General features: G+C 46.1%; 13 protein-coding genes. 2 read left to right on the top strand and 11 right to left on the bottom strand.

Going from position 1 to position 13,167, the window contains the following annotated elements; translation table 11 throughout:
• From B3M32_RS01595 to B3M32_RS01560, 9 genes are all read right to left on the bottom strand, one after another.
• Positions 1 to 347, bottom strand: a 347-nt coding sequence (locus tag B3M32_RS01595; RefSeq protein WP_414655163.1) for an alpha/beta hydrolase, incomplete at its 3' end; no start/stop codon positions are given.
• 71 nt (positions 348 to 418) lie between these two features.
• Positions 419 to 958 carry a flavodoxin family protein gene (locus B3M32_RS01590; protein ID WP_290742881.1) on the bottom strand — a complete coding sequence of 180 codons (540 nt, stop codon included), beginning with the start codon at positions 956 to 958 and terminating at the stop codon, positions 419 to 421.
• Positions 959 to 1,109: 151 nt separating this feature from the next.
• Positions 1,110 to 1,301, bottom strand: a complete 192-nt coding sequence (locus B3M32_RS01585; protein ID WP_290742878.1) for a hypothetical protein — start codon at positions 1,299 to 1,301, stop codon at positions 1,110 to 1,112.
• A complete protein-coding gene (locus B3M32_RS01580) occupies positions 1,288 to 1,845 on the bottom strand; it encodes a hypothetical protein (protein WP_290742875.1) in 558 nt (185 codons plus the stop codon). The genes B3M32_RS01585 and B3M32_RS01580 overlap by 14 nt, the downstream gene beginning before the upstream one ends.
• 117 nt (positions 1,846 to 1,962) lie before the next feature.
• Positions 1,963 to 2,241, bottom strand: coding sequence for a DUF4160 domain-containing protein (locus tag B3M32_RS12345; RefSeq protein WP_349679849.1), 279 nt, complete (start codon positions 2,239 to 2,241; stop codon positions 1,963 to 1,965).
• The gene (locus B3M32_RS01575; protein WP_073055544.1) at positions 2,225 to 2,497 is read right to left on the bottom strand and encodes a hypothetical protein; all 273 of its coding nucleotides are present in this window, start codon (positions 2,495 to 2,497) and stop codon (positions 2,225 to 2,227) included. Before B3M32_RS01575 ends, B3M32_RS12345 begins: the two co-directional genes overlap by 17 nt.
• 231 nt (positions 2,498 to 2,728) lie before the next feature.
• Complete coding sequence (locus B3M32_RS01570) at positions 2,729 to 3,940, bottom strand: GIY-YIG nuclease family protein (protein ID WP_290742868.1); 1,212 nt, start codon at positions 3,938 to 3,940, stop codon at positions 2,729 to 2,731.
• Positions 3,930 to 5,873 carry a DEAD/DEAH box helicase gene (locus B3M32_RS01565; RefSeq protein WP_290742865.1) on the bottom strand — a complete coding sequence of 648 codons (1,944 nt, stop codon included), beginning with the start codon at positions 5,871 to 5,873 and terminating at the stop codon, positions 3,930 to 3,932. Before B3M32_RS01565 ends, B3M32_RS01570 begins: the two co-directional genes overlap by 11 nt.
• A 3-nt stretch (positions 5,874 to 5,876) precedes the next feature.
• Positions 5,877 to 8,582 (bottom strand): class I SAM-dependent DNA methyltransferase, encoded by a 2,706-nt coding sequence (locus B3M32_RS01560; RefSeq protein WP_290742862.1) that lies wholly within the window; start codon positions 8,580 to 8,582, stop codon positions 5,877 to 5,879.
• A gap of 605 nt (positions 8,583 to 9,187) precedes the next feature.
• Here B3M32_RS01560 and B3M32_RS01555 point away from each other — a divergent pair.
• Positions 9,188 to 10,069: a LysR family transcriptional regulator gene (locus tag B3M32_RS01555; RefSeq protein ID WP_290742859.1), complete on the top strand. Its 882-nt coding sequence runs from the start codon at positions 9,188 to 9,190 to the stop codon at positions 10,067 to 10,069.
• Between the two features lie 32 nt (positions 10,070 to 10,101).
• Here B3M32_RS01555 and B3M32_RS01550 read toward each other — a convergent pair whose 3' ends face one another.
• Positions 10,102 to 11,205, bottom strand: a complete 1,104-nt coding sequence (locus B3M32_RS01550) for an MBL fold metallo-hydrolase (RefSeq protein ID WP_349679848.1) — start codon at positions 11,203 to 11,205, stop codon at positions 10,102 to 10,104.
• Positions 11,202 to 12,320: a cation diffusion facilitator family transporter gene (locus B3M32_RS01545; protein WP_290742853.1), complete on the bottom strand. Its 1,119-nt coding sequence runs from the start codon at positions 12,318 to 12,320 to the stop codon at positions 11,202 to 11,204. Before B3M32_RS01545 ends, B3M32_RS01550 begins: the two co-directional genes overlap by 4 nt.
• Positions 12,321 to 12,743: 423 nt before the next feature.
• On the opposite strand from B3M32_RS01545, the gene B3M32_RS01540 reads away from it, so the two are divergent.
• The gene (locus tag B3M32_RS01540) at positions 12,744 to 13,085 is read left to right on the top strand and encodes a P-II family nitrogen regulator (protein WP_290742850.1); all 342 of its coding nucleotides are present in this window, start codon (positions 12,744 to 12,746) and stop codon (positions 13,083 to 13,085) included.
• Positions 13,086 to 13,167 lie beyond the last annotated feature (82 nt).

The following is a 13,167-nucleotide window of genomic DNA, read 5'->3' as shown; positions in this document are numbered from 1 at the left end:
GCGATGGTCAGGAATCCGCGTTCCGCCATCTGCTGGGCGTAAAGGCCGCTGGACTGTTCCTTGACGGCTCCGAACGGGCCTGAGACTGCAATTGCGGGGAACTTGCCGTTCACCTTGAGGCTCGTGTCCTTGGGCACGAACATGTCGGCGGCGAGTTCAATGCCAAAGTGATTCTTGAAAGTGACCTTAGAATGTTCGACCTTGTCGCTCTTGGGGAATACCTTGTCCCATTCGGCGGTGAGCGTAAGCTTGTTCATATTTTCTTCCTTTGTCTGTTGTGCTGTTTCTGTTGCCGGTGCGGCGGCTCCTTGTGCAGCGTTGTTTTCTTTTTCGGGGGAGCATGCCATCAGGGTGCATGCGGAAGCCACGACAAGCGCCGCTTTTAAGAATCTGGATTTCATGATTTATCTCCTTGCTGTTAAACTTTCTTTCCCATGGCGAATGCCTTTTTCAGGAGCGCGGAATTCTTCTTGACGTCGCCAGCGCTTTCGGCACCCGTGGCGCAGAGGGCTCCCTTGAGCTTCACTCCGTCGAAACAGGCAATCCACCCGCCAATGCCGCGCTTTGCGATGTTCATGGCCTTCGCGTCGGTGTCGGCGGCAGATGTGAGCAGGTAAATTTCGCGGAACTTGTAATCGCTGGAATAGAGGGAATTTGCACGGTCGAGCATGGTCTTGAGCTGGCCGCTCATCTCGTAATAGTAAATGGGTGTGGCGAACACGATGACGTCTGCCGATTCCATCTTTTTGGTGATGACGGGAGCGTCGTCCTTGATGACGCACTTGCCCTTCTTTTGGCAAGCGAGGCAGCCCATGCAAAAACCGATCTTCTTGCCGCGCAGCGACTCGAATTCCACCTTGTTGCCCGCCTCGGCGGCGCCCTTCGCGAACTCCTGCGCCAGGGTTTCGGAGTTGCTTCCCTTGCGCAAACTGCTGGACAAGACCAATACTTTTTTCATAGGTTCCTCTCGGTTGAAGTCTTTACATGCTTAAATATACCTTCATTTTTCAGATATTGCAAATACTTTGTTTTCATAACTAGATATGCTTGTAAGGCATAGATTTAAACAGCATAAAAAGGCGGGGCTACTATGACATCAAGGTTGTAGATTACGGAATCTTGAACTGCAGGATTTCATCGGCAGTCAATTCTTCGATTTTCTTGCCGACACGCTCGGCATATTCTCCGAGCTTAAAAATATTCAATTTGCTTTTTGGAGAGGGCTTGTACGGATCCGGTGTCGCCATGTATTCTTCCATGGAGTCCGCCAGAATTACCGCAGGCTTTCTAATTCCATTCATAGGTATAGACCTCCAAAAGTTTTTGCGCAGCACCCTTATCAAGCATAAAATGATACGGATGCAGAGCCCCTAAAAAAGACGCTCCAATAACTTCAATATAGTGATTTAGAAGTTCTTTGTTAAGGGCAAATCCATAAATATATCCTTTATGGCCCCATAACATAGAACGGTCTGCCGCAATAGCAAAAAGATGACCGCCAACCCCACTAAATTTCTGTTTTCCGAACATGTGTTTATTGTTTTGAGGTGCTGTACAAGCCCAATGCAAATACGCCGCTTGTGCATTTGTATCATTTTTCACCCCAACCAACCCCTGAATTTCGTTATTTTCCTTCAATGCGAGCGCATACACCTCAACATCACTAGGGATTTCTGTCCAGTCAATACCCCATCCATCTTTTTCCTTGAATTTTTTCAGAAACGAGCGGCTCTCGATTTTGAACACCACTGTTTCCTTGATTTCCCCAGTTTCGGTATCCTTGAGGCAGGGAACAATTTCGTCGAGCCATATGCCGACACCACCAGCGATTACGCCATTCTTCATCTTTCCTCCCTCCGCCTACATGCATAAAAAGGCGGGGCATTCGGATTTACATTTTTTAGTTAGTAAGGAATCCTTACATACTGAGATTACTTCCGATTCATATCCTTTTAATTTTTCTTAGCAGAAATACGATATTTCGTTGAAATGAGCAATCCATTTCGCAACAACGTCCTCATGACGAGCTTCAATAATCCGAAGAATATTTTGCAAAACATGCGAATTAATACGCGAATTGTTATTTGCCAAGAGACATTTTCTAGCCCGAGTTATCCAGATTTTAGTGGCATTGGCAGCAGGTACACCTTCCGATACATGAACATGCACCGGTTCCAGAGGAACACCTTCGTTGGACCAGAAATAAACCCAGAAAGATCCTATCTTAAAGATTTGCGGCATTGCTGAACCCACCTTTCTGAGAAAATTCCATTATCAAATGAGCCGTAGATTCAATCACCTTCTTATAGCGATTGATTTCCTCATCTGAAAAACCGAATATATCTTCCCATGTATAGGAGGGTAAATAGCATGTCGCCCGATGGAAGCCGTCTTTTGCGTCGGGCTTTTCGATGTACACCTTAACGCGGCCATCCTTGCCCATTTCGGAATGGACAATTTCCGCGTTATCGTCAAGTGTCATGAAGGGGTACATCATATTGCTTAATGGCAATATAACATTTTCAGGCCTTGTTTGGCTAGTATTCATCTTTCCTCCCTCCGCCTACATGCGTAAAAAGGCGGGGCTTTGATTGTTTTAGACCGTGCGCGAAAAGTGATTTTCTACACACTTGTGCACTAAATATAAATTACTAGATGGCGGTTGTCAAGAGGTTTTGACAAAAAATTACGCCACGTACAACGTTTTCTGAAAATCGGTGAAGAGTTTCTACCGTTCTACTATCTGCTGCAATTTGGCATCGTAGCGGTATTTGACGATCTGCCCCGTGATTATCATTTCAACAGCTCGTTCTATAACTGGGAGCGGAACGACAAACCATTCCTTCGGAACATGACGGTGCCCCTTCTCATCAAAAACATCCACATTCAAACAGCAGGTTCCAAAGAAATTATGAATCAACTGTTCAAATTTTTGAGGATTCATGTTGAAGCATTTCCAACTCGTAACATGCTTAACGGGCGCCATCAAATATGTCGGCTCCATTTCAGCATTTTTGATGCGTTCCTGAACAGAAGTCGTACAGAATCCAATTTTATACAAATTTTCAATGCAAGAAATTTTCGGGTCACGACTCAACGATTTACAAACATAGATGAATCCGCACGCCTGGTCATTCTCGTTTATTCCACCAAATGTATTTTCGACCTCATTGGCAACATCTTCACTGCTTTCCGTAACAGTTTTTCCGTTCAAGTAGAGCAGTTTTTCAACCGACCGTTTGAGAAGTGCGGCTTCAGTTCCGTTTTCGAAGATGCAACGAGTGCGGCCATTTTTATAGATATGCTTGCCTTCGGGCGTCACACCGTCTTGTTGTGTAATTTCAATGCTTTCTACAAAGAAAAGCACTCCGTTGTAAATGTAATAACCTCCGGCTTTCAAATCAGAAAGTTTTGAACCAACAAGTTTTCTTTTCCCAATTTTCAAATCTTGCTGTATACGCACAAATAGCGGTTCATATTTTGCAAAGTCTTTACAAGGTTTTCTTTGGGCAACAAAATCAGCTTCGTCACGATCGATAGCCTTCTTAACCGCTGGTCGCAAATTGAATATAGACGACTCTCCGCCCAACAGGCCTAAATCATCGTCAGCCAAGATATCATCAATACTCGCAGGAACGATTTCTTTATTTGACTCGCTAGAACGTTTTGACACTAAGCCGTAAACATCGGCATTATATATAGCCTGATTATCCTTTACCGCCCCATTTCTAAACGTTTCCAAACGCCTCGCTAATCGATATTCCCCAATATCGCCGCTATCGGGAGACGGTTCTTTGCCGTGAGATTCGTAGAACGCGTTTATTTCTTGCAATTCCTGCAACATGCGATCATAATCCGTTGGAGCCGCACTTTTAGGCTTTACATTCAAAAGCCCGTCAGGATCATTTGCGAAGATGGTATCAAGGATATCACTGGTCATCTCGTTCCCTCTTCTTCTTCCGCAGATAAATTAGGCACTGAGCCAAGCGGCTTTCGTTAAAATCCATGGAATCAATGTTCGGTTCTTTTCCGTTCTGTTTAACAAAAGCCTGAACTTTCGGCCAAAGAACAAGAGCCTCTTCATCCGTCATTTCAATACGGGTCGATTCAATCGTCTCACGAATCATTTTCAGCACAGCAGGCGTCACTGATTTAGAGAGGACCTCAAAGGCCGCCTGGAATGGATTTATAGAATCAATTAGGTCAATGTGAAGGTCATCGATATTCACGAACTTATTCGCCATCCTTATAAAGCGACGATCTACACCATCCTCCCCCTTTACCGTTTCAATGGTCGCTTTACGAATTACCGAGTCAACAACAACCTGTTCACGAAGTTCTTCAACTTCTTCATCATTCAAGTCTGGATACTTGGCACGGATGATTTTGGGGATAATGACTTTATTGATTACTTCAGGGTCACATGCACCCGGCATTGCTGTTTGCATCGTCTTGTCCTGCAATATGGTTGCCTTCAAATCATCAAGATCTGTTTCAACAATCGCCTTAACACGCTTGGAAGTCGGTTCCTTAAAGCCCCTTATCTTGATAGTTCCCGGTTCATCTTCGTCATCGTCAGAAACTTTAGTCTTAAAATTCCATTGCGGCGCAAGAACCTGTTCCATCAAGAGTGAAGCCGTTATTGCCTTGAGCATATTATTTACGGCAACAACAACTTCATCGTCCTTCGCCTCGGGCTGCGCAATTAAATTTGTAAACTGGGCGTGAGTCTTATTTTCGCTATCACGGGTGCATCGCCCGATAATTTGAATAATTTCGGTCAAAGAACCTCGATAACCTACAGTAAGAGCATGTTCGCAATAAGGCCAATCAAAGCCTTCCTTTGCCATACCCAAAGCGATAATCAGGTCCATATCGTCCGGTTTCTCAATTTTCCGCAGATAATCCACAATCTTATTGCGGTTACGCGGCTCGTCATCAACCAAGTCGGCAACCTTCAGGACCTTGCCATCCTTACGGCGAACGTAAATAACGCCTGTTGCAGAATCCTGTTTTTCAACAGTTCCTATGCTATCTAAGATAAAATCAACCTCGGAACGCTTGTCCTTCGTTGATTCACCAGAATTCACATTCGGGATATGGAGAATCGTCTTCTTGTCGGTATCGAGAACTTCCATAATGGCACTGGTATATTTTCCTTGATAGAAATTGTACCCGATGCCTAGCGATTTCAGATACTTATAGCCATTTAATTGCTCATAATAATTGTAGGTAATCTTGGCAAATTTCGCTTCATCTTCTGCAGTAAGCACTGGTACAGAATCGCCACGGAAATACGAACCCGTCATGGCGACAATATGCGCACTAGATTTCGCCATAACTGCTCGGAGCATCTCGCCCAAGCGGCTAGATTCATCGGCAGAAACATGATGAAATTCATCTATAGCAAGCAGGCAGTCATCAAAATCCTTTTCTGAAATGCCCTCTGTCGCAAAACGGAGCGTCGCATGGGTGCAAATAAGGATTTTTTCGTCGTCATTCCTCATAAAATTTTTGAAGGCATCGACTTTTCCTGTGCTAGAATCGCTCCCTGCTGTGCACAAATTATATTCATCAGAAGGAGTCCAATCGGCAAAGAATCCGTTCTTGCGAAGTTCCGTAGGAGCAAAAGACGATCCGATGGAACGTTCCGGCACAGCAACAATTACCTTCTTAAGACCCTGATGATACAATTTATCAAGAGCAATAAACATAAGGGCGCGGGATTTACCAGATGCCGGAGGCGACTTAAGCAAAAGATACTGTTCCGCACGAGCCGCATAGGCCCTCGCCTGCATTTCCCGCATTCCCATAGAATCCGTTCTAGAGGAATTACCTGTCTGTGCATATTCAAAATGAACAATATCTGGCATAATTTAGCCTCCGATTAAACCTTTTTTAGCCCGCTTACTTGACTTTTTTTGAGCTTCAAAAAACGTTTCCTTGTCCTGTTCTTCCTTAATCATCTGTTCATAAAGTTTGAACAAGAATTCAAGACGTTCCTCGTCACTTGAAAATGGTTTGGCACGATACAATTTCTCAATGGCAAGGTCATTCGCCTCATGAGCCGTTTTTAAATCATCGGGCATTGATTCAGGATTGTATAATTCAGCAAGAGTCTTTCCGGGATGATTTTCGCGGGCTCCGATAATCTCAAAAGCTTTTCGCTTAAGAATATTCTTTTGGTCTTCGTTGATGTGTGGGAACGGGAAAGTATTGTAAACCAAATCCTTTGCATATCGATAATCCGTTTTCATTTTACCACCCACATTGCGCAACCACACCATATGCATACGAGAATTAATAACGCTGAACAACCAAGGCTCGGCATCACGAATTACCTGAGCAGAATCAGATATTACTGTTTCTATTCCAAAAACCCCAATGGGTACATAATCACGACGTTCCGAAGAAACCCTTGGAACAAGAAATTGATTACTAGACGGTTCAGCCGTGATTTGTGCAAAAAGATGTGGTGTTTGGGCCAACATCGGACGTGCTGATTCTTTTCTAACTTTCCTGACTTGTTCTATTCGATTAGCTATTTCTGGAATCGTCTCCGCTTCGATCCTTTTTGACGACGGAATCCAAAGACAAAGCCGAATCTCTCCTCGAATAAATTCTTTTGCCCCCATCAGTATCTTTACAAATTGTTTCGCATCGGGATAATCTTTGATTAATTTCTTTGATTCTTCTTGGGTTAGAATAAGATGATTTCCATCAGCCGGCATATTTCCAAACGCCATTTTCGGAAAATTTGACAAAGGCTTATTACGTCTTTCTACAATCACGTTTGAAGCATCTATCAAATAAGCATTAATATTCTTTACTTTATGAACGCTTGTTCCTGTATAAATCGATTTCAATTCAGAATTCTTCTTCGCCAACCCAATTACCGCAACAGTAACACCGGCATTGTATTGGGCATTATTAGTCCATTTGAAACTTGTATGACAAAAAGAGATTTCAACACATTTATCAAAAATATACGGCCATAAAAGAGATACCTGTAAACCTTGACAAATAGAATTCGTAGATACAAAGCCGAGTCTAGAATCAGTTTTTTCTATATACTTTGCACCTTTATAGAACCAACAAGCAATATAGTCCAAGTCTCTATATGTTTTAAGTTCATCACTCAAAACATAATCCATATCATTCTTTTGTTCTTCCGTTTGCTTGCGAGATCCATCATACGGAGGATTCCCCAATACAAAAATTTCATCACCTTCATTTTTAGGGCAAACATCTTCCCATTCCAATCGGCACGCATTTCCTTTGACAATATGTCCCGCTTCTTTCAAGGGGAGCGTCGGGCAAAGGACTCCAGTCTTATTCATAAATTCGACGTTCATCTGGTGTTCGGTCAACCATAGAGAGAGTTTCGCCGTTTCACAAGCAAAATCGTCTATTTCAATACCATAAAAATGATCAAGATGGATTCCTGTAAGGCCTAATTCGCCTAATTTTAAAAGAATATCCATCTCCAGCTTACGCAATTCCTTGTAAGCAATAATCAAGAAGTTTCCCGAACCGCAAGCCGGATCAAAAACGCGAATGCCACGTATGCGCATCAGCAATTTTTTCAGTCTCGAAACATTAGATCCCGCAATTTCAAATTCTTCCCGCAACTCATTCAAGAACAACGGCTCAATCACCTTCATGATGTTAGGAACGCTGGTATAATGCTGTCCTAAATTGCTCCGCTGTTCTTCGTCAATAACCGTTTGGAACATGGAACCAAAGATATCGGGATTAATATCCTTCCAATCCAGTTCACCACATTCAATAATCTTATTGCGGCTATGGGCAGAAAACTTCGGAATCTCAATGCGTGTGCGGAAAAGGCCGCCATTCACATAAGGGAACTTTTCCAAATAATCAGGCAAACCATTTCGTTTGTCAGCCGGAGTATCAAGCACAACAAAGAGACGTCTCAGAAATTCATCCAAATCCGAACCATCATCGTGAGTCGATTTCGAAAGAGTATTTACAAACAGATTGTCAGTGAATATCCCCGTATCTTCGGCGAAAAAGCAGAACAGCAACCTTGAAAGAAATAGATTCAGATCATGAGGAGAAATTGATGTTTTCTCGTTATCTTTCCTGATTTCATCAAAAAGTTTTGCCATCTTGCGGGCGGCACGAACATCGGCAGGGTTTTCGTCGATGTATTCCGTCTTTTCAATACCCGCCCACGGCAAGAAGAACGCATAATGTTTGGGCAAATCCTTGAAAGATGTTTCTAACGTATCGCTATTCTTTGTGTCAACACAAAGAATTAAATCGCCATCGGTAAGTATGACAAATCTTTCTTTGTGCTTGATGTTTTTTGCCGTTGCAAGAGCTATCCCGATATTTAATTCACCCTTGAAGAACGACTTATAAAGAAGTTTGCCCTTCCAACTAATCTCTCCGGGCCGAGTTGCCAAGTTCAGCGTTCCATTTTGAAGGCGTGTAACTGAAGCCTTGGGGAGACCATACGCAAGAATCAAATCGTAGATAAAAGATTCGTCAACGCCCTCAGGATAACGTTCGACAAGGGCGGCAACCTGGGATTCAATCTCTGATACATTCGGCATAAACAAGGCTCCTGTTTACGCCTCTTGCCCTGACGTTCAATCCACGCTTTTAATGCAATAGAAAAAGGCGTGAGTCGAAACGTTTACCAACCTGAGGCTCGCCAAAGCCTTAACCCGATAAACGCACGACCCACGCCCCATAAAGGGCACAATGCACCAAAGACCCAGATAGAATCTGGGTATGGGCATAGCGATGCACGAGCTTCCGCCAATGCATGCGTGAGCGTTCGCCTTGTTCTCGGGTTATTGAAATTTGGCGATTTCAGGTTGAGAACAAGAGACAAAACTCTTTATACTGATAATATAAGTAAATATGCGAGAGGAAGATCCCCGCCTACGCGGGGATGACGTATGGAAAGAAGATCCCTGGTCAAGCCGGGGGTTTTAGGGGGCGGAGCCCCTTAGGCGAGGGGGTGCTGGAAGACTTGCCCTAGTTCGGTCTGGATCCTTCGACTTCGCCCTACGGGCTCCGCTCAGGATGACACTAGGGCAAGGCTGCAAGCAGGGGGACACATCCCCCACCATCAAATCAATCAGTTATTCCTTTCGGGCATTATTTTTGCAAATTCATACCTGCGGGGCTTGAATTTTATTAGTTTTCGGGTATGGAACTTCGAGTTTTGCGGTATTTTCTGGAAGCGGCGCGGTTAGGGAATGTCTCGCGCGCGGCGGATAATCTTTGCGTGACGCAGCCGACGGTGAGTCGCCAGCTCAAGGAGTTGGAGGAGGAACTGGGCGAGAAGCTTTTCGAGCGCACGAACTACGCGATTCGGCTCACGCCTGCGGGGGAACTCTTGCGGGAGCGTGCGGAGGATATCCTTTCGATGGCGGACAGGACGGTGCAGGATTTCAAGTCGCTGAAGGAAGACGAGGTGGTGGGAGAAATCGCCATTGCCTGCGCGGAATCGCGGAACGTGAACTTTCTTTCGAAGTGCATCGCGATTCTCCGGGACGACTATCCGAAGATTAAGTACAACTTATATTCGGGCGACAGTGAGCGCGCTTTGGAAAAGCTGGACAAGGGCATTTTCGATTTCGCGGTGGTTGTAGACAACGTTGATTTGGAAAAGTACAACTGCCTTGCGGTGCGTTCGGTGGACCGCTGGGGCGTGGTGATGCGTCGCGACGACCCTTTGGCCAGGCGGGATTTCATCGAGCCGAAGGACTTGCTCGACAAGCCGCTGTTGGCGTCGCGCCAGGCGATGGTGGCGGATTTGCCGAAGTGGTTCGGCGACGATATTTCGAAGCTGAACGTAATCGTGGGGCTGGATCTTTCGTACAACGGTTCGGTGCTTGCCAAAGAGGGCACGGGCTACCTGCTCACTTTCGACGGACTGGTGGATACGAGCCGCAGTTCGCGCCTGTGCTTCAGGCCGCTCATGCCCGAACTCACCACCAACATGTACATCATTTGGCGGCGGGGCCAGCAGTTCACGCGGGCGGGCGAACTTTTTCTCGACACGCTCCGGCACGTGCTGGGGGAATAGAAGCAAGGCCCCCATATTCTACTTTTTTAGATTTAATCTAGATACACGACTTCGCCCATTTGCGGCATAAGCATGGGCTTGCCCGATTCTTGTGCCGCATGCTTTGCATTTTCGAGCGGTTCGAAATACGAATGCTTGCTCAGGCAGAACTTGGAATGATGAACGGTCATATAGCGGTTGGCATCAAGCTCTGTCATCTCCTTGCCCAAGAACTCCGGCAATGTGTGGACGTAGGCCCAGTCCTTGTTGTACTGTCCGTTTTCGAGAATTGCCAAATCGATGTCCGGGAATTTTTCGCCGACCTTCGCGAAATGCGGCCCGTAGCCGGTATCGCCGCCAATCCAGATGGTTCGCTTGGGCGACTTGAATGCAAACGAAGACCATAGCGTTTTGTTCTGCCTTAGGTCGCGCCCCGAAAAATGCCTGGCGGGCGTGCCCGTCACTGCGAACTTTGCGCCATCGGCCGCGTTTTCCAAGTCCGCAGATTCCCACCAGTCAAGTTCCACCAGCTTTTGGGCAGGGTAGCCCCAGTACTCAAAGTGCTCGCCCACGCCAAGTCCTGTCACCACCTTTTTCACGCGCGGCTCCAGTTCCTTTACCACTTGATAATCCAAGTGGTCCCAGTGGTCGTGCGTAATCACCAAGTAGTCAATGTCCGGCATGTCGGCAGGTTTGTAAACGTCTGTTCCCTTGAACATCTTGTTCACGAAACTCACGGGCGAGCCTTGGTAAAACACCGGATCCACGAGCACCTTCTTCCCCGACAGATTCATCAGGTAAGAAGAATGTCCGAACCAGACAATCCAATCGCGCTCAATCGGGAGAGACTTCAAGTCTGTCTTGATGACCTTAAGGGCGGTGTCGGGAACGGTCTGTGTCTTGTCCTCGAAAATGAAATCTTTCCAGATGGCGAACTTGCTTTTTTCGCTCGTCATCGTGGGCGATTCGATTTCGTTTACGAATTGCTTGCCGTTGTAATTCGGTGATTTCATTATGCGCTCCAGGCGCTCGCCTTGCGGGATGCGCCCGAACTTTTCCTGACTGAAGAACAACACGCCAGCATCTCCTAGAATAAAGAGGACAGATAGGATGATTGCCGTTATCATAATTCTCTTTTTCTTCGTTATGTTTTTCATCCCGCATCCACATCGGGAGCAATGTGCAAATCGTATCCAGGGAAGGCCGCACCGATTTCCTTGTACAGGATTTCGAGCCCTTCTTCGGCGGCAATCTCGAAGTTCAAGACGACATCGAAGCGAATCGCATGTTCTACTGTATCCACATAGAAGCCGTGCATCTGTAACGCCCAAGGGTGGGCCTTCACCAGTTGCAGAACCTTGTTACGGATTTCTGCGGCTTCGTCGTTCTTGGTATTGTACGAGTATACTCCCACGCCGGCGAGGATGACACCTGTTTCTTTATGCACGCGGTTCTGCAGCTTGCGCGTAAGCGTATCGACTTCTTCGACAGTCATCGTATCAGGCAGTTCCAAATGAACGGAGGCGTAAAATTTATCAGGGCCGTAATTGTGCAAGAGCAAATCGTACGCTCCACGGACGGCTTCGTCTTCGTTCAGGATTTGCTTGATTCGCTTTGCGGTATCCACATCGTTACGACGGCCGAGAATATCGTCGAGAGTATCGATCAGCATACCGACGCCCGCCTTGATGATAAATATAGAGATAACAATACCGACATAGGCCTCGAGCGAAACGCCCGTAGTGACAAAGACAATTGCCGAAGCGAGTACCGACAGCGAAAGGATGGCATCGAACAGGGCGTCCGCCCCCGAGGCGACAAGCGCACCGGAATTCACGCGTTCGCCCTGCCTCTTGACATACTTGCCCAGGACCACCTTTACGATAACGGCAGAGGCAATAATCACGAGCGAAACCGTAGAATAGTCCGCCTCCTCGGGATGGATGATTTTCTTGACGGATTCCACGGCAGAAGTCCCGCCGGCATACAACACGATGGCGGCCACCACCATGGCACTCAAGTATTCAATTCGCCCGTAACCCAGCGGGTGCTTTTTATCGGGCGACTTGTTAGAAAGCTTCGCGCCCACGATAGTAATCACGGAGGAAAGCGCATCGGAAAGGTTGTTCACGGCATCCAACGTCACGGCAATGGAACCCGAAATAAAGCCCACTGCCGCCTTGAACGCAGAAAGAACAATGTTAGTGACAATGCCCACGATACTCGTACGCACAATGACGCGATTGCGGTTTTCCGTTCCGTCGATTTGCATATAAACCTCTCCTGAAATAATAATAATTTCTCAAACCGCAATTCTACTGATCAAGAGGTCCGAGACATTCGGGCTAACTAGAACCCGACACTCACGACAGCCCCTTTGATGTCATCATAGAACATCGGGGATCCCCCACTTGAAATCGCGGGAAAGTTCGCCCGTGTTATTTTCGGCATCGGGATGCGCTCAACATATTCCTTTAAATAAAAGACGCTGAACCTCAAAACTTTGCCCGTTTTACATTTTCTTACTTCTGTTCAATAATTGAAAAGACATAAATCGTAAACAAACGTTGTCAAACCACCTGTTTTTCCCAAAAAAACGGCGTTTTTCGCAGATATTTGGCACATTTTACTAATTGGCACGCCTTTTGCATAAGAGGGATAAAAACAAAAACAACCTCAACAAAAGGATAGGAACATGAAGCTCGTTACAGCTTACATCCAACCCGAAAGACTAAACCTTGTAAAGCAAGCCCTTTACGAGAAAAACATTTTCAAGATGTCCGTCACAAACGTTCTGGGTTGCGGCCAGCAGAAGGGTTATAACCAACGCTTCCGTGGTGTCGTTACCGAAGTGAACTTGCTCAAGAAAATCTGCTTGAAGATTGCAGTGAACGACGAATTCGTACAGCCTTGTATTGATGCCATCATCGCGGGCGCTCGCACAGGCGAAATCGGCGACGGAAAGATTTTCGTCACGAGCCTGGAACAGTGCATCCGCATCCGCACCGGCGAAACGGGATCGGATGCAATCGGATAAAATAGCGCGTCATCCTGAGCGAAGTCACGAAGTGACGAAGTCGAAGAATCTAGACCCTTCGATTCCGCTACACTCCACTCAG

The sequence above is a fragment of the Fibrobacter sp. UBA4309 genome (assembly GCF_002395745.1).
Classification (GTDB): domain Bacteria; phylum Fibrobacterota; class Fibrobacteria; order Fibrobacterales; family Fibrobacteraceae; genus Fibrobacter.
Note: the sequence above shows the minus strand (reverse complement) of the source record. Positions and strands in the feature narration are given on the sequence as shown.

Coding starts and splice junctions, on each gene's coding strand:
- B3M32_RS01590 (WP_290742881.1), bottom strand. CDS start 958: ATGAAAAAAGTATTGGTCTTGTCCAGCAGTTTGCGCAAGGGAAGCAAC.
- B3M32_RS01585 (WP_290742878.1), bottom strand. CDS start 1,301: ATGAATGGAATTAGAAAGCCTGCGGTAATTCTGGCGGACTCCATGGAA.
- B3M32_RS01580 (WP_290742875.1), bottom strand. CDS start 1,845: ATGAAGAATGGCGTAATCGCTGGTGGTGTCGGCATATGGCTCGACGAA.
- B3M32_RS12345 (WP_349679849.1), bottom strand. CDS start 2,241: ATGCCGCAAATCTTTAAGATAGGATCTTTCTGGGTTTATTTCTGGTCC.
- B3M32_RS01575 (WP_073055544.1), bottom strand. CDS start 2,497: ATGATGTACCCCTTCATGACACTTGACGATAACGCGGAAATTGTCCAT.
- B3M32_RS01570 (WP_290742868.1), bottom strand. CDS start 3,940: ATGACCAGTGATATCCTTGATACCATCTTCGCAAATGATCCTGACGGG.
- B3M32_RS01565 (WP_290742865.1), bottom strand. CDS start 5,873: ATGCCAGATATTGTTCATTTTGAATATGCACAGACAGGTAATTCCTCT.
- B3M32_RS01560 (WP_290742862.1), bottom strand. CDS start 8,582: ATGCCGAATGTATCAGAGATTGAATCCCAGGTTGCCGCCCTTGTCGAA.
- B3M32_RS01555 (WP_290742859.1), top strand. CDS start 9,188: ATGGAACTTCGAGTTTTGCGGTATTTTCTGGAAGCGGCGCGGTTAGGG.
- B3M32_RS01550 (WP_349679848.1), bottom strand. CDS start 11,205: ATGAAAAACATAACGAAGAAAAAGAGAATTATGATAACGGCAATCATC.
- B3M32_RS01545 (WP_290742853.1), bottom strand. CDS start 12,320: ATGCAAATCGACGGAACGGAAAACCGCAATCGCGTCATTGTGCGTACG.
- B3M32_RS01540 (WP_290742850.1), top strand. CDS start 12,744: ATGAAGCTCGTTACAGCTTACATCCAACCCGAAAGACTAAACCTTGTA.